The following is an 18,029-nucleotide window of genomic DNA, read 5'->3' as shown; positions in this document are numbered from 1 at the left end:
GGGCAGGTGGGCCATCACCTACGCCACGCACCTGTTCGACACTGATCTCTCACGACCCTGATGCGTCACCGATGGCGTGACCTGCTCAGCGGTTCCGAAGTGTGCGGTGGATGACCCGGCCGACCACCAGGTAGACGATCGCCGCCAGGCCGTAGTTGACGATGAGGCCGATCGTGGCATCGCCGGGAGTGAAGACGTCGCCGAAGCCGAAGACGAATATCTTCGCGGTGCCGTAGACGAAAGCGACCACGCCGCTGTCCGGGTTGGCGCCGAACAGGGTGAACACGATGTGCAACACGAAGACAAGCGCGATGAGAGCCGTGACCACACGGATGGTGTTGGCGATGAGAGTGGTCCGGTCGGCGCGGCGGTCGCGTTCACGCTGGTAGTCGACAGGAGATTCCTCGGGCTCTCGATACGCCGGGCCGGAGTAGTCCCGAGGGGGTGGCGGCGGTTCGTAGGGCTCCGCCGCCGGCTGGTACTGCGCTGGTGGCCGCTCGCGCGGGTGCGGGTCGGGATCCTGCTCGTACGGCGCGGGGGCCGGGAGCGGCGGCTGCTCGTAGTACCTGGTGGGCTGGGGGCCCTGCTGAGGAACCGGAGTCGTGGGCTGTTCGGCGAGACCGGGCGGCTGGTCGTACCCGCCGGGGCCGGGGGGCCGGCGGGGACGACCGCCGGGCGCCTGCGGAGGGCGCTGGTATGCGCCGGGATCGGGCGGCGGTGGCGGGCGACGCCCGGGAGCCTGCGGTATCCCGTGGTTCGGGCCCTGGTCGTACCCGCCCGGGTGTGGTCGGTCCGGTTGGCGACCTGCCACGGGACCAGGGCGAGGCGGGGGCCCCGGCGGATCTTGATACCGGTCGTGACTCATGCCATGGCATTCTGACGACACGGTCCGGCGAGGCATACCCCCCCAGGGCAATGGACCTGCACAACTGAGCCGGCCGAGCTCTGTCCCCGGGTCATGAGACGAACTGCTGCCCGCCGTCGATGTCGTACGTCGCGCCGGTGAGCGCCGTGTTGCTCATGATGTGGACGGCGAGCGCGGCGACGTCGGCGGGACCGACGACGCGGCCGATCGGCAGCGTCGCCCGCAGCTCGTTCCGGCGCTCCTCGAGCCGACCTCCGAGCAGCGACGCCGACAGCGGGGTGTCCACGAAGCCTGCGGCGATGAGGTTGACCCGAACCGGCGCGAGCTCGAGCGCGAGGGCCGCAACGAACGGAGGCATCGCGGCGGTGGTGGCGGAGGCGATCCCGAGGCCGTGCCCGACACGCCGGGCACCGGTGCCGCCCATGAGCAGGAGCGTGCCCCCGGGCCGCATGCGCCCGACGGCGCTGCGCGCGACCTCGAGCGCCAGCACCATGTGCTCGCTGACCGCCTCGCGCACCTGGCCGGAGTCCATCTCCAGCAGGGGCCCGTAGTGCGGGCCCCCTGCCGTGACCATCACGTGGTCGATCGGTGCCGGCAGATCCTGGAAGAACCTCTCCAGGGCAGCCGGGTCGTTCGCGTCGAAGGCCGCACTGCGTTCCGTGCCGACCTCCAGCGCAGCCTTCTCCAGCCGGTCGGCATTGCGCCCGGTGAGGATGACATCGGCACCCTCCGACCGGGCACGTCGAGCTGTCTCCAGCCCGATGCCTGCGCTGCCGCCGATCACGACGACGGTCTGTCCGGCCAGCTCCGGTTCGCGCTGGGCGGGAACATGCGTGGTTGCGCCGCTCATCTGTCCCTCCTCACCCCGACAGGCCCGCTACCTGCGCGTCCATCGGTCCCGCCGGCCTCGGCACGTCCGCGATCTGCATGCGGAGCACCTTCAACGCTGCGTCGTAGATCTCCGAGAAGCTGGGGAAGGGCTGGATCGTGTCGCTCAGCACGTCGAGCGGGACATGTGCGCGGATGGCGAGCGTCGCCTGCTGCATCCACTCGCCGGCTTCGGGGCCGAGCGCGTAGGCGCCGGTCAGTCGCTCGCCGTCGCTGAGCAGCGTCAGGAAACCGTTGGACTCGGCGTAGGCGTGCGTGTACGTCGCCGTCTTCGGCACCTCCGACACCGGGGCCGTGGCGCTGTACTGCGCTTCGACCGCCCCCACCGCCGCTGCCTGCGGATCTGTGTAGGTGACTCGCGGAACAGCTTCGTAGTTCGCCGGACGCGTACCGCCGAGGATGTTCGCCGCGACCACGTCACCCTCGTACTCGCCGACGTGGGTGAGCGGCCAGATGCCGGTGACGTCACCGATCGCCCAGAGGCGCTCGCCTGCTCGCATGTACTGGTCGACCCGGATCCCGTGGGGATCGGCCTCGACCCCGACCGTGTCGAGGCCTATCCCGTCGACGCGTGGGCGCCGGCCGGTCGCCACGAGCAACCGGTCGCCCCGCAGGTCCGCAGCGCCGTCGAACTGCAGGACGTACTCGTCACCCTCCCGACGCGCGGCGGTGGCGTGCATCCCGAGCATCAGCTCGATCCCGTCCCGCCGCAGGGACGCGCCGAGCGCCTCGCCCAGCGGCGCGGGCTCACGGGGAAGCACGCGGGCAGCGCCCTCGACGAGCACCGCCTCGCCACCGAGACGGCGCACGACCTGCGCGATCTCCACGCCGGCCGACCCGCCACCCAGCACGAGCAGGCGGCGCGGGACCGCCGTCATGCTCGTGGCCTCCCGGGTGCCCCAGACGCCTTCGAGCTCACTCAGTCCCGGGATCGGAGGCACGATCGGATCCGATCCGGTCGCCACGACGATGTGCTCCGCTGTGTGGCGGACGCCGTCGACCTCGACCACGCCGGTGCCGGCCAGCCGGCCGGCGCCTCGCAGCAGGTCGATGCCGTGGTCGGTGAGCCAGCGCTCCTGACCGGCGTCGGAGTAGTCCGACACCATGAAGTCCCTCCAGGCCAGCGCGGCGGCAACGTCGATCTGGGCGCTCGCGCCGGCCTCACGCGCGCCCTGCACCGCCTCGCCGGGGCGCAACAGCGACTTCGACGGGATGCACGCCCAGTAGGAGCACTCGCCTCCGACGAGCTCTCGCTCGACCACCGCGACGCGCAGCCCGCCCGCGGCCACCGCCGCGGCGCAGTGCTCGCCGGGCGCGCCGCCGCCGAGAACGATGACGTCGTAGTCGCTCACGTCGGAAGCTCCGTCCCGGCCTGTTCCGCCACCATGTAGGCGGCGTACCAGGCGGGCCAGTCCTCATCGCGTTCCCCGGTGCGCTTCTCGTGCTCGCCGTGCGCGGCCTCCGCACGCCGCATCGCGCTCGCGAGGTCGGCTACCGAGCGGAACGAGGTCTCCGCGGCGTCGACGCGCCCGGGAAGCCGGGTGGTGACCTCCTGCAGCAGCCAGACGTTGCCGTCCGGGTCGGCGAACGTGGCGTAGGTGCCGTAGCTCGCGTTCTCGGGCGCGCGCCCGCTGACCCGAGCGCTCCCGGCACCGGGCTGGTACTGGGCACCCGGCTCCCCGGCATGGAACGCCTCACTGACCTCGGCACCCCGGGCGGCGAGCTCGTCGCGTGCGGCCTCGATGTCGGAGACGATCAGGTAGAGGCCCTGGGCCGAGCCGGGCGGCGCCGTGGTGATGTTCGCGCCGAACTGGACCGAGCAGCCCGAGCCGGGTGGCGTGAACTGGATGACCCGGAAGCCGTTGTCGAAAGGGAAGTCCGCATCGAGCCGCCACCCGAGGCCGCCGTAGAACGCCTTGGCGCGGTCGACATCCGACACGGGGATGACGACCGCCTCGAACTTCAGGTCGACGGTCGGCACGCTCGTGCTCCCGCTCGCGTCGTCGATCCGGACATCCCTCGTGCTCATCGCAACCTCCAGAGTGGTGTCAGGGACGACCGACACCCTCACACCGCTCCTGCTACCGGCCGTTGGCGGTGAGTGGCGACGTCACTGTTCGTCGTTCTCGGTGGTCCCCCCGCAGGGACGAATCAGCCGCGGATCGAGGTGCCCGTACCGGCTCACGCCCCACTGCAGACCCAGAGTGGACCGGGCCGGACCGCCATCGCAAGCACCCAGCCGGGGTCCTGTGGGCCGCTCAGTTCTGAAGCGAAGACTTGACATCTGCCTTCCCGCGGCCCCACCCTGAAGCCGTGACTTCAGAACGGCGCCCGCCGCCGAGGGCGGTACTGGGACAGGAAGCGCTGGCCGCGGTGGCGGTGCCGGTGCGCTACGCACTGCTGAACCACCTGCTGGCAGCGGGACCGCGCACGGCGAGCCAGTGCGCGGCGGTGGTCGGGCAGAGCGCGTCGAACTGCTCCTGGCACCTGCGCGCGCTGGCGAAGGTGGGGCTGGTCGAGCCGGCGCCCGGCGACGGCGACGCCCGCACCCGCCCGTGGCAGGCGGTCGCCCCCGGCTTCGCCGTCGAACCTGGTGACGGCCCGGCGGCGAGGGTCGCAGCGACCGTGCTGGAGAGCGTGGCCGCCCAGCACTCCGAAGCCCTCTACCAGCGCTACCTGGCGCGCCGGGACCTCCTGCCCGACAGGTGGCAGGACGCCGCTGCCGACAACGGGTACTCCTTGCAGGTCACGCCGGAGGAGCTCCAGCACCTGCTCGACGCCGTGGACGGTCTGCTGCGGCCCTACGTGCGCCCGATCCGCCCCGATGCACCGCAGGACAGCGGGGTGGTCCAGGTGACGCTGCGCGCGTTCCTCAACCCGGATGTGGTCGACGACGCGGAGGAGAGCGCCGAGGACGGGGCAGACCCGTCGTGAGCAACCTGCTGGGGGTGGTCCGGCGTCCCGGCGTGGCGCGGCTGGGCGGTGGTGGCCTGGTCTCCGAGATCGGCGACTGGATGATGTTCATCGCCCTGCCGCTGTTCGTGCTGCAACTGACCGGTTCGCCGCTCGTCACCGCCACCGTCTTCGCCCTGCAACTGGTGCCTTCGGTCCTCGTCGGCCCCCTGGCCGGGGTGCTGGTGGACCGCCTGGACCCCTGGTCACTGATGGCCGGGGTGGCTGCCGGACAGGCGGTGGCCCTGCTCGGGCTGCTCGCCGTGGACACCGACGCGCAGCTGTGGCTGCTGTACCTGATCGTCGGTGTCCAGGCCGTGCTGAGCACCGTGATCGAGCCCTGTCGTGCCGTCACCGCCGCAGCCCTGGTGCCGGTCGAGGACCTGGCCACGGTCAACCAGGTGATGGGGGTGTTGTCCAACTCGGCCCGCCTGATCGGCGGTCCGCTCGGCGGGCTGGCGCTCGGCCTGACCGGCATCGAGGGCGTACTGGTGGCCGTCGTCGCCCTGTACCTCCTGACCGCAGCCACCTTCGTCATCGGGACGCGGTCCCTGCGCCGGCCCGGCGGCCTGCACGTCGACGACCACGCCACAGCGTCTCCGGCCGAGGGCAGCAGCGTCTCCCGCCTCGGAAAGGACTGGCGCGAGGGGATGCGGGTGGTCGCCACGACGGCCGTGCTGCGCCGGGTCATGGCCGTCGCCGCGTGCACCGGGATCGCTCAGGGCGCCTTCATCGTGCTGTTCGTCCTTTTCGTCGTCCGGGACCTGCACGGCAGCGAGACCGACGTCGGCATCCTGCGGGGTGTGCAGGCCATCGGCGCCGTTGCCGGTGGGCTGCTCCTCGGCGTCCTGATCCGGCGATGGAGCCCGGCCCGGCTGGCCTCGGTCGCCCTCGCCGCCTTCGGCGCCCTGTCGCTGCTGGTCTGGAACGCGCCCGCGCTGACCACCGAACTCGGGGTCTACATCGCCCTGTTCATCGCGGCCGGCGTGCCGGGAATGGCGGCGATGACCGGCCTCCTGACCCTGCTGCAGACCCACACCGATCCCGGCAGCCGCGGGCGCGTCCTGAGCACCTTCTTCGCGGTCTTCAGCGGTGTCCAGGCCGCCGGCATGCTCCTCGCCGGCCTGGTCGGCACCGGGGCAGGCCTCACCGTCGCACTGCAGGCTCAGGCCTGCCTGTACCTGCTGGCCGCCGCCCTCAGCCTGCGCATCACGACGACCCCGCCGGCCACCCCGGCCGGGCAGCGCGCCGGCCGGCCCGTCCTCGCAGACCGCGTGTCCTCCTCACAGAGGCAGGGGGCCCTGCGAGGAGCAGCCCCGCTCTGCGAAGACGCGGTGGCCTCGACACGCCGAGCACGTCGGAAAAGGGGACGAACGTGATCGGCTGCGCTGCTACTGTCCGGCGCGTGAGGCATTACTTCTTCCTCTGACGGCGCGGACGCGCGCGGTCCCGGCACTCCTCAGGTGAGGCCGGGCCGCGCTTCCCTGTCCGCCGTCACTTCGTGCCTCGCGCTTCCCGCAGTCCCGCCTCGCGGACCGCTGCAGGCTGCGCGGGAAGAGGAAGCATGCTCACCAATCCCGTCCCGTCCACCCGTTCGCGCGCTCATCTCGGCGCCACCGACCTGCACGTCACGCGGGGCGGCCGACCGGTTCTGACCGGCGTCGACCTGACTGTCTCCGCCGGCGACCGGCTCGGCGTCGTCGGGGAGAACGGCCGCGGCAAGACCACGCTGCTGCAGGTGCTGGCCGGCCGGCTCGGCGCCGACGCGGGAACGATCCGCCGGACCGGCTCACTCGGTGTCGCCGACCAGGAGATGCCGATCGTTGACGACCGGTCGGTCGGCGAGCTCATCGACGTCGAGTTGGCTGAGGTTCGGGCCGCGCTCGGCGCGTTCGAGGCCGCTACCGCGGCGCTCGCCGACGGCCGCCCCGGCGCCGAGGAGGAGTACGCCGCCGCGCTCGCGACCGTCGACGCGCTCGACGCATGGGACGCGGACCGGCGCGTCGCGGTGTCGCTGGCCGCTCTCGACGCCGTCGACGACCGCTCCCGGAGGCTCGCCACGCTGTCGGTCGGGCAGCGCTACCGGATCCGGCTGGCCTGCCTGCTCGGCGCAGGGCACGACATCCTGCTGCTCGACGAGCCCACCAACCACCTCGACGCCGGCGGCCTCGACCACCTCACCGCGCGCCTGCGGTCCCACCCCGGCGCCGTGGTGCTGGTCAGCCACGACCGTGCGTTGCTGGCCGACGTCGTCACCGCCGTGCTCGACCTCGACCCCACCCGCGACGGCCGTCCGCGCACCTACGGCGGCGGCTACCGCGGGTACCAGGAGGGTGGCCGCGCCGAGCGCGAGCGCTGGGAAGCCGAGCACCGCGCCCAGCAGATCGAGCGGCAACGGCTCGTCGACGATCTGTCCGCGGCGCAGAACCGGCTGTCCACCGGCTGGCGACCGGCCAAGGGCACCGGGAAGCACACCCGGGCCACCCGCGCCCCCGCCCTGGTGCGCGCGGTGCACCGGCGCCAGGAGGATCTCGAGGCGCACGTCGTCGACGTCCCCGAGCCGCCGTTGCGGTTCCAGGCTCCGCGCCTCGGCGCGATGCCGGGCGCCACGCTGCTACGGGCCGACGACGTCGCCGTGTCCGGTCGGCTCGCCGGTCCGTGCTCGGCCCTCCTGCGCTCGGGTGACCGCCTGGTCGTGGCCGGGCCGAACGGGTCGGGCAAGTCGACCTTCCTGGCCGTCCTCGCGGGTGCGCTCGACCCGACCGGCGGCAGCGTGCACCGCAAGCGCGACGCCCGCATCGGCCTGCTCCGGCAGGAGTCCCCGCCGCCGTCGCGGCGCCGTGCGTTCGAGATCTACGACGCCGCGGTGTCCAGGCTCGTCAACGCGGGCCGGCTCCACGAGTCCGACCGGGTGCCGCTGTCTCAGCTGGGCCTGCTCGGTTCCCGCGACGCCACCCGGCCGGTTGCCGACCTCTCGATCGGCCAGCAGCGGCGCCTCGACCTGGCCGTCCTGCTCGCCGCCCGCCCCCACGTCGTGCTGCTGGACGAGCCGACCAACCACCTGTCGATCGCGCTGGTGGACGAGCTGACCGCGGCGCTGGCGGGGACCCCGGCCGCGGTCGTGGTGGCCAGCCACGACCGGCAGTTCCTGCGCGACACGGCCGGCTGGCCGCGGCTGCGGCTGACGCCGTACCGCAAGGTTGAGGACGCGGGGTGATCCCGGGACATGCCACCTGCTGTGTACGAGCGGCTCCGCTGCCGTGCCCCGGATCTCACACGGCTTCCTCGAGGCTCGGGAGACGCCGGCTCACCGACCGGCAGACCGCGGAGGTGCTGAAGGGACTGTTCGGCGAGGTCGAACCAGAGAGGAGTCCCAAAGTGCCCCTGGATCTTGACCCGGGTGGCAGCCTGCGAATCCGAGTGGTGCAGCGACGCGTGGGGAAGTGACGGCGACCGAATCATGCATGTTCCCGAGAGGTCGCCTCAGCGGGCGAACTTCCGGGCTGCCGCCAGGAACAGGTCGTTCTCCTCGGTGCCGGTGATGGTGACGCGGACACCGTTCCCGGGGAGCGGGGCGGATGATGATCTTCTCCCCCTCGCAGTGGAAGCTTGAGGCAGCCTTCGACGGTGCGTCCGCCTGTAGGCCGGGATGGCGGTGAGATCGGAGCGGATGACGGCATTCACGCACGCTCACCGCAGTTGTTTAGCGCGATCAGCTCCGCCCGATGGTTGTTCCGCAGGTCCACAAGCGGGAAGAGGACGCTGCGACACGACTGCCGCGGCGCCGATTGGGCGACATGAGACCGAGCCGCACCCGGTCGGCGAGAAGCAACCGGTCAGTTCCGCGGCCATGGTGAGCGAGACCCATCGCTCCGCGGTCTCCCTGCTGCCAGGCCCAGCAAGACTGTGATGGACATCACATCACCATGTCGAACTCGATCCTGTGAGCGGGGTATCCGCAGGTAGCGGCGTTCCACGACATTGACGCTGGTCCGGGGAGGAGTCAGCACCCGGGCACCACCTCCCGGCAGCTGAGTGAGATCGATAGCTGATGACGACCATCCCGAGCGGAGCCTCGGCCCCGAGCAGCCCCGAGACCCCGCGCAACGAAGCAAGTGCGTCGACCCGCTCGCCGGTCGCGACTCGCGACAGTGATCTGGAAACCAGCCAGGGCAAGACCACGGTTGCCGACCCTGTGGTATCGAAGATCGCCGGGTTGGCCACGAAGCAGGTCACGGGCGTCGCCGGCTTCGGTAGCGGCGCGGCGCGTGCGATGGGTGCGGTCCGCGAACGCATCCCGGGCGCGCGGGCCAGCAGCAGCCAGGGAGTGGCGGTCGAGGTCGGCGAACGCCAGGCCGCGATCGACCTCACCATCGTCGTGGAATATGGGGTGGCGATCGTCGAGTTGGCCCGCTCGATCCGGCGCAACGTGATCGGCTCCATCGAGCAGATGACCGGCCTTGAGGTCGTCGAGGTCAACATCAGCGTGGTGGACCTGCAGCTGCCCGGCGAGGACACCGCGGAGCAGGCCCGGCAACCGGCCCGCGTCGAATGATCGAGTCCGTTACCGCCGATCCCACCAAGCTGGGCACCACGGCCCCACACGATCCAGCACGTCACGGTGTCGGTGCGGCCGTCGGACATGCCGGCGGCCTTCCATGGCGGCCCCTCGACCGCCACGGAAGGTCAGCTCCGGCCGCGCCGGATTGGTGGACGGAGCCTGCCCCCGCCCAGCTCGGCTCCGTCCACCATGCACGGCCGCCCACAAGTGTCCGAAGTCGTGCGTCCGCGGTTGTATCGGTGACCGTCAGCCAGCGGCCGGGTGGTTCGCGAACATCAGCCCGTGCGGATCCGCCCCCGCCGCACCTGCTGCGGCCGAGCGTATGTCTCCTGGCCGATGCCACGGTCCGTGCCGACGACCATCCCACGAACTTGAGGTACTGCCCGCATGCCCACGGCGACATCGCCCTCTCGAGCCGCCGCGGCGGTGGCCGCCGAGCTACCTTCCCTGGTAGCCGGGTCGTCAGGGCTGTACCTCCTGCAGAAAGGCAGGGCCGAGCTCGGTCACGCTACCGGCCCCGAGCAGGGTGAGGATCGTGCGCATCTCTTCTCGCAGTAGCTGGTGGACGCGCCGGACTCCGGCCTCGCCGGCTGCCGCAAGCCCGTAGGCCGCGAGCCGGCCGATGACGACAACCTCGGCGCCCAGCGCCAGCGCCGTGACCACGTCGCTGCCCGACCGGATACCGCTGTCGAGGGCGATCTGTGCGCGGTCACCGATTGCCGAGGCGATCTCGGGCAGCTGGTCGAGCGGCGCGGGGGTCCCGTCGAGCTGGCGCCCGCCGTGGTTCGACACGAGGACCGCCGAGGCGCCGGCGTCCACCGCAGCTGACGCGGCTTCAGCGGTCAGGACGCCCTTGGCCATCCACGGCAGTTGGGTTGTAGACATCCGCTCGCCGAGCTCGGCCCACGTCCAGACCGGCTCGGTGCGGGTGAACAGCTGCCCGAACACCTCGTCCAGCGCGACCGGACCGCTGGCGGGATAGTTGCCGCTGATGACGGCCGGGTCCAGGTTGAACCTGTGGCGCCGGTTGCCCTCACGCCAGCCGGCGGTCGGGCAGTCGACCGTGACGCACACGGCGTCATAGCCGGCGTCCTCGATCCGATGCAACAGGGCGAGAAAGTTCGCGGGCGGGCCCATGGGGTGCACCTGGGCGATCCGGGCGGCCACCGGGGCCGCTTCCGCGACGGCTTCGAGGCAGTGGGTGCCTGCCTCCGGCACGATGCTGACCGCGCCCTCGGCGGCGTTGGCCCGAGCGACGGCGCGGTGTCCCTCGGGGTGGAACAGTCCATCCGCGCCGAACGGCGCGGTGAGGATCGGAAGCCCCAGCGGAATGCCGAGGAAAGACGTGGCCAGATCCGGTACGCCGAGCCCGGTCATGACGCGAGGACGGTAGGCCCAGCGGTCTGATGCCCGCCGGTTCCGCCGCAGCGTCACCTCCCGCCCCGCGCCACCGTCCAGGAAGTCGCGGACGTCAGGGGACAGCCCCGCGCGAGCCGCGTCGGTGATCTCGGAAAGCGTCGCGAAATCAGCATCCTTCGCGAAGAAACTGAGTACTTCTTGGGGTGGTGTCGTCATCAGGCCCTCTCTGCTGGTGTTCGGTGCGCGACCACAAAGCGATCTATCACCATGCCCTGGACCAGTGATCAGCTCGACGAGCTGGGGATCAGTGGCAACAGGGGTCCTGCATTTCATGCCCGAGTCCGGCTGGCACCTGTCCCCTGGCGGGACTGCCGACCGGGCTCGCCGAAAGGCCGCGCAGCAGGGCCAGAACGGTGTCGCTGACCGGAGGGGGAATGCCGTGCCGCCGGGCCAGGCGCACCACCGTGCCGGTCAGTCCTTCGTGTTCCAGGCCTCGGTTGTTCTCCCGGTCCTGCAGCATCGAAGAGGTGCCGTCCGGGTCGAGCGCTCGGAGCCAGGCCAGCGCCTCCGACGCCGAGGACGCGTCGAACCGGGCCCCGGCCGCCCGTCCCACCCAGACGGTCTCGTCCAACAGAGCCAGGACCAGTTCGGCGACCGATGGTTCGCGGAGCACCTCGAGCCGACGGCCGGTCAGAACGGTCAGCGGGTTCGCTGCGGCGTTGATCAGCAGTTTGCGCCAGGCCTGGGTTGTGAAGTCGGGTTCGGTTTCCGCGACGATCCCGCTCTCGTTGCACAGCCGGGCGGCCAGCCGGCCGTTCTCGTCGTCGGGCAGCACCAGATCCCCCCGGCCGAGGTGCCGAACCCGAACGCTGCCCACCGCCAGTCGCTCGGCGATGAAGTAGACCAGCGCGGGCACGACGGGCGCGTCGGTGAGTTCGGCGAACCGCTCACGGTGGTCTACCCCGTTCTGGGCGGCGACGATCCGGGTGCTCGGGCCGACCAGCGCGGACAGCCACTTGGCCGCCACGGGGGTGTGCGGCAGTTTGGTGGCAACGAACACCCAGTCCGCCGTGGAGTCGACCTGCGCCGGCGCCGCGTGCCAGCGCACCGGGTAAGCCCGAGGGCCGTCGCCCTCATCGATCACGACCACCGGCCGCTCCGGCGCGCTCCGGCTGCAGGCCATCACGCGGTGTCCGGCGCGGGCGAGCCAGGCGGCCAGGGCCGCGCCCACCGCGCCGGTGCCGACCACGGCGATGGTTTCGGGTGTGGCGGCGGCCCGGGCGCTGTTGTGTGGACTCGACATGCGCATTCCCTTGGGCTGCTTGTTGAGAATGGTTTTTGCTCTAGTAGACGAGGTTGGGTTCCTCGGCGGTGATCTGGTCAGACAGAGGGCGGAAGCTGAACCAGTCGGCGCAGTGAGCGGCCGGTTCGACGTAGACGGCCGCGGCTGACGACGGCGGCAGCCGATCGGGGTGCCGGCCGCTCGGGCGAGCAGTTCGGCCTGGCAGCTGTGCTCCAGGGTGATGAACCACCAGCCCGCCTGGCCGACCGAGCGGCCACGCGGCCGCTTCCTGGGTGATCGGGTCGAGCGGGAGGCGCGGCTGGTGAAGGCCTTGCCGTGCACTGAGCGGGCGTGCTCGTTCACCAGCAGCAGGTCCGACACCATGATCTGGAAGAAGATCGTCCCCAACGGGTTGCCCAGTAGCACCGTTCTCGGGGTCGCGGGCGGTGACGTGTCCGGCGACGCCCTCGCCGAACCCCGAACCGTCCGAACAGCCGGAACGTCTCGGCCAGTTCCCGCTGACTGAGCCGTCGGTCTTCCCCGATAGATAACGCGGGGCGCCTGCGCAACTCATGGTTTGTCGGCGATCATGATTGGGGGCCGGGAATGCCGGGTGTCGTACATCCTGTCCTCTTCCGACGTCTCGGTGGTTGTGATGACGAGATAACCAGCCGAGAACTGTCGCTACAATGGATTGGGTCTCCATCAATCGGTTGCTCGCATGGAGAAGTGCACTAGCAGTGGGGTGAGTGGTGGACGAGGGAGGCTGGCTGGAGCTGCTGCTGACCGAGGCGTCAGAGGCCGAGTTCGCGGCCCACGAGAGAGGGCTGGCCCAGCAACTGGGCTCGACCGAACGCGCTGCCTGCGAGGCGGTGGCAGCGCTGCGTATCCGATCCCTGCTCGAACAGCGCACCCAACGGGCCCGCGAGCTGGCCACGCTCAACGAGGTCGCCGCGCACCTCACCGCCACCGGCGACCGCGACCAGCTGGCGCTGATCGACGACATAGTCGGGCACGCCCGGAGGGTGCTCGGGGTGGACATGGCCTACCTCGGCCTGGTGGAGGCAAATCGCCGGCTGCGGATCCATGCGGTGAGCGGCGCGCTTACCCCACAGTTGGTCGGGATTTCGGTGGAGGCCGAAGCCGGGCTGGCCGGCGAGGTGCTGACCCATACTCAGCCGGCTTGGACCGACGACTACGAGACCGCGCAGTTCAACCATCACCCGGACAACGACGCCGCGGCCCGGGCCGAGCACTGCCGGTCCGTGCTCGGTGTCCCGTTGCTCGGCCGCGACCAGGTGCTCGGGGTGCTGTTCGTGCTGGAGCGGCGGCCGCACCGGTTTACCGGGGAGGACATCGCGCTGCTGGTCGCGTTGGCCGCGCACGCCGCCGTCGCACTGGACAACCAGCGACTGGTGCAGCGATACCAGGACGGGTTGGACCAGCTCAACCGGGTCAACCGCGAGCTGGAGCGGCGAACCGGGGAGCTCGAGCAGGCGCTGCGCTGGGACAACATGCTCACCCAGGTGGTACTACGAGGTGGTCAGGTCGCTGACCTGCTGGCCGAAGTCCGTACGTTGGCCGGCCGCCCGGTCTACCTGGTCACCGCTGACGGCCCACCCCCGGAAGGCGTGCCGGCGGACCGGCTGGCCGCCGTACACGCCGCTCTCGCCGCCAGCCCGACCAGCCGTTCCGTTACTGGTTCGACCGCCCCAGTCGCCTCGCAGCCGGGCCTGTGTCCGGTGGTGGCCGGTTGCGACGTCCTCGGCGCACTGGTCACGGTGCCCGCAACCAGGACCGCCGGCACTGAGCGCGCGCTCGGGCCCGGTCGCGAGGCCGATAGCCTCGACTTCGAAAGTGTCGCCGACCCTCAAGCTTCCGCCGACATCTCCAAGCCTCAGCCGTGGGGGCCCGGACCCGTTGAGTCGGGTTCGGCGGCGGAGCGAATGGGATCGAGGTTCGTGGACGACCAGTTCGTTGACCGGTTGCTCGCTCGGGCGGCTCCGGTGCTGGCACTCGCGCTGACCAGGGCCGAAGCGGTCGATGAGGCGGCCCGCCGAGCTCGCGACTCGTTCCTGGCCGACCTGTTGAACAACCCGAGCGCCGATCCGGCCGTGCTCGACCGCCAGATGCGGTTCGCCGGTCTCGACCCGTCGACGCGTTATGACGTGCTGGTGGCCACGGCCGGGACCACGGCGACGGGCGAAGGGTTGGCGGCGCTGAGGGCGGCGGCGCCGAAGCGCGCGGTCGTCGCCGATCTCGGATCGCGCACAGTTATCGTGCTCCCTCAGGACACGGTCGAGGCGGTGACGGAGTCCTGGAGCACCCGCTTCGGCTCGGTCACCGCCGGGCTGGCCAGTCCGGTCGCCGCTGGGGCGAGTGGTTCACACGCCGATGATGCGGATGGTCCGGGGTCGGCAGGCATGCGGCTGGGGCGGAGCTTCCGCGCGGCCGGTCAGATCGTGGACGCGCTGCTCGCTCTCGGGCGGGTCGGCGAGCTCTGCACCGCCGAGGACCTCGGTATCTACCGCGTCCTGCTCAGCACCGCCGGCCGCGCTGAACTGCGCGCAGCCATCGAACACAACCTTGGCCCCCTGCTGGCCGCCGAACAGCGGCGAGGCGTACCACTCAGTGCGACCCTGTTGGCCTACTTCGACCACAATCTGCGTCCCGGCGCGGCAGCCGAAGCGCTGACTGTGCACGTCAACACCCTCTACCAGCGGCTGGAATCGGTGACCGACATACTCGGAGACGACTGGCGCGAACCCGGCCGCCGCCTCGACCTTCATCTCATGCTGCGCCTCCGCGCCGCTCTACGGGAGTTACCCGACTGATTCCGCCGTTCCAACGCCACCAGCATTGAGGACGCCGCGGGACCGCGGCCGACCCGCGGTGCGGCGTTCTGATCCCGTGCCAGGACACCCGTGCGCGCTCACCCGGGCCAGCTCATCTCGGCGACGGCCTGCACGGGGCCACCAGCCAGGGCGAGCGCTCGGTCGACAAGCCGGAATGCGTCGGACTTGTCGTAGTTGAGGTAGTTCCTCGCATGCGCGCCTACCGGATCACCCGCGTAGTAACGCTCGTACGGCACGTTTCCGAACCCGTCCGGTAAACGCGATCAGTCAGGGGTGGGCGCGCCGAGGTTGGTCGGTGACCTCGGTGGTCACGCCGTCGCGGACGCGGTCGAACCGGACGTGCACCGTTCCGGCACAGGCGACCGCCCAGGGCGGCTGCATCCCGAGGTACGTGGGGAATCGGACATCGTCACGCGCGGGTGATGCTTGTGAGCTCAGCGGACCCGCGACTGGCCTGATCGCGGTGCACATCCGGAATCGGCCAGGGCTCGCCTGCTACGGCGAGTGGCTGCGCCGGCATGACCGGCGCGACGATGCCCGGACCCAGCTACGCCGCAACCTGCCGTTCCGGCGGCACCCGGTCCGGTCCGCGAGGCGCTCCCGTGCCTCCGCGGGTTTTGTGATGCAATCGCGAAGTGTCTCTGGACGAGCTTCGTGTGCTGCTGGACCGGCATGCGCGTCCTGATCTGGCTACTGTCATCGACGGCGTCCGGATCTGCAAGGTCGACCACGCCGCTGGGCCGGAGTCCTCGATGTCGGGGACGGTGCTGGCGGTCATCGCCCAGGGCGGCAAGCGTCTCGCCCTAGGCGACCGCTTCTACGACTACGGCGCCGGACAGTATCTCGTCGCCTCGGTCGACGTCCCGGTCACCGGACACGCCATGGACGTCGCTCCCGGCGTGCCCGCGCTCGGCTTCGGAATGACTCTGGAACCTGCCGTCATCGCGGAGCTGCTGCCGGTCGGGCCGGGGGACATGCCGCAGTCTCCTGGCACCGCGCGGCCAGGGATCGCGGTGAGCGACGCCCCGGATGAGTTGCTCGACGCCGTGGTGCGGCTGTTGCGCCTGCTCGACCGGCCACGGGACCGCAAAACACTGGCCCCGCTGTACAAGCGCGAGATCCTCTGGCGGTTGATGACTGGGGAGCAAGGTGACGTCGTCCGTCAGCTCGGCGTGGCCGACAGCAGCCTGACGCACGTCAGACGTGCCGTGCGGTGGATCCGGGAGAACTACACCCAGCCGTTCCGGGTCGAGGAGGTGGCACAGCTGTCGGGGATGAGTGTCTCCGCCTTCCACCGCAACTTCCAGGCGGTGACGGCGATGAGCCCGATCCAGTTCCAGAAGAACATCCGGCTACAGGCGGCGAGACTGCTGTTGACGAACCGTCCGAACGACATCACCGGCATCGGCCAGCGTGTCGGGTACCACAGTCCGTCCCAGTTCAGCCGGGAGTACCGCCGCCAGTTCGGTGTCCCGCCCAGCGTCGATGCGGCGCGTTTACGTGGTGGAGCGGGGCCCGCCGGCGCGGCGCTTCCGTGAACGCTGCCTGAGCGAAGAGGATTGTGCATAAACGCGAGAGGATCTTGCTAGCCCGGCGTCAGCAGTGCTGATTTCCTGAGAAGCATGAAGTATCGCAAGCTGGGCCGGACCGGAGTTGGGGGCGGCGACGTATTCTCCGACAACGAGCGGCAGAGCGGACTGTGACCGTGGATGACGCTGTCGCTCGCGCCCTCGACATCGGGCCGGACTCCTCCACGACCGAGCGCACTATCGACATCACCACGCTGGGCAGGCGTAGCGGTATCCCTCGCCGCATCGAGGTCTGGTTCCACCGCGTCGACGGTCATTGGTACCTGACCGGCATGCCCGTCCCCCGCAGCTGGTATGCGAACTTGCGCGCTGACCCGCGGTTCGTCGTGCATCTCAAGCACGGGGTGAGGGCCGACCTGCCCGCGACCGCGAGGCCGGTCGACGAGTCGACACGGCGGCGGGTGATCACCGCTGTGCTCGACCTGCAGAACCGGCCCGAGATCGCGGCGCGGGTCGGCCGGCGCCAGGACCTCGACGACTGGCTCGCGCACAGCCCGCTGGTCGAGATCGTGTTCGACCACGAGCAGACGCTCACCAAAACACTTTCAACGGGAGAAGAATATGAAGTACCGCACGCTCGGTCGGACCGGAATCCAGGTCAGCCCCTACTGCCTGGGCACGATGATGTTCGGGGCCATGGGAAACTCCGATCACGATGACTCGATCCGGATCATCCACAGGGCGCTGGATGCGGGGATCAACTTCGTTGACAGCGCCGACGTGTATTCCGGTGGCGAATCGGAGGTGATCGTCGGCAAGGCGCTCAAGGGTCGCCGCGACAACGTTGTGCTCGCCAGCAAGATGCACTACCCGATGGGCGACGATCCGAACCACCGGGGGAACTCGCGGCGCTGGATCATCACCGCGGCCGAGAACTCCCTGCGCCGCCTGCAAACCGATCACCTTGACCTCTACCAGGTCCACCGGCCCGACCCGACGGTCGACGTGGAGGAGACGCTGTCCGCACTGTCCGACCTGATCCACAGCGGCAAGGTGCGCACGATCGGCACATCGACCTTCCCGGCCTCGGAGATCGTCGAGGCGCAGTGGGTCGCCGAGCGCCGTGGCCTGGAACGCTTTCGCACGGAGCAACCGCCGTACTCCATCGTCAACCGCATCGTCGAACGCGAGGTGCTGCCGGTCTGCCGGCGCTACGGGATGGGCACGTTGGTATGGAGCCCCTTGGCCCAGGGCCTGCTCACCGGCCGGATCCGCAAGAGCGGGCAGAACGACACCCACCGGGCTCGCACCATGCCGGTGCACTTCAATCACGAGGGCAAGCTCAACGTGGTCGAACAGCTCGTCCCGCTCGCCGAGAAGGCCGGCCTGCCGATGACCCACCTCGCCATGGCCTTCGCCATCGCCCACCCGGACGTCACCTCGGCGATCATCGGACCACGCACCATGGAACAGCTCGACGACCTGCTGGCCGGCGCCGACATCACCCTGGACGACGAGGTCTTCGACCGCATCGACGAGATCGTTCCGCCCGGCACCGAAGCCGGCCCGAACAATGTGGCCTACACCCCGCCGGCCCTCTCGAACCTGAGCCTGCGTCGCCGACCCGTCACTGAGCGCTCCGCCGCCTGAAACGACGACCGGGTGACGGCCCGCCACTTACCGATGGCGCAGAGCCGACAGAGGGCGAAGAGTAGCTGCTGCGTCGGCGTGTTATTAG

Annotated in this window: 15 protein-coding genes; 8 read left to right on the top strand and 7 right to left on the bottom strand. The window is 70.5% G+C overall.

What is annotated here, in order from left to right; all coding sequences use genetic code 11:
* Window positions 1-85 precede the first annotated feature (85 nt).
* From ACQPZA_RS02345 to ACQPZA_RS02330, 4 genes are all read right to left on the bottom strand, one after another.
* Entirely contained in the window at window positions 86-811 is a 726-nt protein-coding gene (locus ACQPZA_RS02345; protein WP_433277945.1) for a hypothetical protein, read from the bottom strand.
* A 145-nt stretch (window positions 812-956) separates the two neighbouring features.
* Window positions 957-1,715 carry an SDR family oxidoreductase gene (locus ACQPZA_RS02340; protein WP_433277943.1) on the bottom strand — a complete coding sequence of 253 codons (759 nt, stop codon included), beginning with the start codon at window positions 1,713-1,715 and terminating at the stop codon, window positions 957-959.
* A gap of 10 nt (window positions 1,716-1,725) precedes the next feature.
* Window positions 1,726-3,105 carry a dihydrolipoyl dehydrogenase family protein gene (locus ACQPZA_RS02335; RefSeq protein WP_433277941.1) on the bottom strand — a complete coding sequence of 460 codons (1,380 nt, stop codon included), beginning with the start codon at window positions 3,103-3,105 and terminating at the stop codon, window positions 1,726-1,728.
* Window positions 3,102-3,782 carry a VOC family protein gene (locus tag ACQPZA_RS02330; RefSeq protein WP_433277939.1) on the bottom strand — a complete coding sequence of 227 codons (681 nt, stop codon included), beginning with the start codon at window positions 3,780-3,782 and terminating at the stop codon, window positions 3,102-3,104. Before ACQPZA_RS02330 ends, ACQPZA_RS02335 begins: the two co-directional genes overlap by 4 nt.
* Before the next feature lie 284 nt (window positions 3,783-4,066).
* Between ACQPZA_RS02330 and ACQPZA_RS02325 the strand changes: the two genes are divergently transcribed.
* From ACQPZA_RS02325 to ACQPZA_RS02310, 4 genes are all read left to right on the top strand, one after another.
* The gene (locus ACQPZA_RS02325; RefSeq protein WP_433277938.1) at window positions 4,067-4,687 is read left to right on the top strand and encodes a helix-turn-helix domain-containing protein; all 621 of its coding nucleotides are present in this window, start codon (window positions 4,067-4,069) and stop codon (window positions 4,685-4,687) included.
* Window positions 4,684-6,084, top strand: a complete 1,401-nt coding sequence (locus ACQPZA_RS02320) for an MFS transporter (protein ID WP_433277936.1) — start codon at window positions 4,684-4,686, stop codon at window positions 6,082-6,084. Before ACQPZA_RS02325 ends, ACQPZA_RS02320 begins: the two co-directional genes overlap by 4 nt.
* A 185-nt stretch (window positions 6,085-6,269) precedes the next feature.
* Window positions 6,270-7,922, top strand: a complete 1,653-nt coding sequence (locus ACQPZA_RS02315) for an ABC-F family ATP-binding cassette domain-containing protein (RefSeq protein WP_433277934.1) — start codon at window positions 6,270-6,272, stop codon at window positions 7,920-7,922.
* An 834-nt stretch (window positions 7,923-8,756) separates the two neighbouring features.
* Window positions 8,757-9,260: an Asp23/Gls24 family envelope stress response protein gene (locus ACQPZA_RS02310; RefSeq protein ID WP_433277933.1), complete on the top strand. Its 504-nt coding sequence runs from the start codon at window positions 8,757-8,759 to the stop codon at window positions 9,258-9,260.
* A gap of 468 nt (window positions 9,261-9,728) precedes the next feature.
* Here ACQPZA_RS02310 and ACQPZA_RS02305 read toward each other — a convergent pair whose 3' ends face one another.
* Together ACQPZA_RS02305 and ACQPZA_RS02300 are read right to left on the bottom strand one after the other, a co-directional pair.
* Complete coding sequence (locus tag ACQPZA_RS02305) at window positions 9,729-10,841, bottom strand: alpha-hydroxy acid oxidase (RefSeq protein WP_433277931.1); 1,113 nt, start codon at window positions 10,839-10,841, stop codon at window positions 9,729-9,731.
* An 88-nt stretch (window positions 10,842-10,929) separates the two neighbouring features.
* Window positions 10,930-12,333 (bottom strand): 2-dehydropantoate 2-reductase, encoded by a 1,404-nt coding sequence (locus ACQPZA_RS02300; RefSeq protein ID WP_433277929.1) that lies wholly within the window; start codon window positions 12,331-12,333, stop codon window positions 10,930-10,932.
* 326 nt (window positions 12,334-12,659) lie between these two features.
* Here ACQPZA_RS02300 and ACQPZA_RS02295 point away from each other — a divergent pair, with 326 nt between their 5' ends.
* Window positions 12,660-14,741, top strand: a complete 2,082-nt coding sequence (locus ACQPZA_RS02295) for a GAF domain-containing protein (protein WP_433277928.1) — start codon at window positions 12,660-12,662, stop codon at window positions 14,739-14,741.
* A 98-nt stretch (window positions 14,742-14,839) separates the two neighbouring features.
* On the opposite strand, the gene ACQPZA_RS02290 is transcribed toward ACQPZA_RS02295, so the two are convergent.
* Entirely contained in the window at window positions 14,840-14,998 is a 159-nt protein-coding gene (locus ACQPZA_RS02290) for a hypothetical protein (protein ID WP_433277926.1), read from the bottom strand.
* 420 nt (window positions 14,999-15,418) lie between these two features.
* On the opposite strand from ACQPZA_RS02290, the gene ACQPZA_RS02285 reads away from it, so the two are divergent.
* The 3 genes from ACQPZA_RS02285 (at window position 15,419) to ACQPZA_RS02275 (ending at window position 17,941) form a co-directional block, all read left to right on the top strand.
* The gene (locus ACQPZA_RS02285) at window positions 15,419-16,300 is read left to right on the top strand and encodes an AraC family transcriptional regulator (RefSeq protein ID WP_433277924.1); all 882 of its coding nucleotides are present in this window, start codon (window positions 15,419-15,421) and stop codon (window positions 16,298-16,300) included.
* Window positions 16,301-16,461: 161 nt separating this feature from the next.
* A complete protein-coding gene (locus ACQPZA_RS02280) occupies window positions 16,462-17,010 on the top strand; it encodes a nitroreductase/quinone reductase family protein (protein ID WP_433277922.1) in 549 nt (182 codons plus the stop codon).
* On the top strand, window positions 16,913-17,941 hold the full coding sequence (locus ACQPZA_RS02275) for an aldo/keto reductase (protein ID WP_433277920.1): 1,029 nt from the start codon (window positions 16,913-16,915) through the stop codon (window positions 17,939-17,941). Before ACQPZA_RS02280 ends, ACQPZA_RS02275 begins: the two co-directional genes overlap by 98 nt.
* Window positions 17,942-18,029: the final 88 nt, after the last annotated feature.

Origin of the sequence: Pseudonocardia xinjiangensis, assembly GCF_050948425.1 — a bacterium.
Lineage (GTDB): Bacteria > Actinomycetota > Actinomycetes > Mycobacteriales > Pseudonocardiaceae > Pseudonocardia > Pseudonocardia xinjiangensis.
The sequence above is the reverse complement of the archived record's forward strand: the minus strand, read 5'-3'. Positions and strand labels throughout refer to the sequence as shown.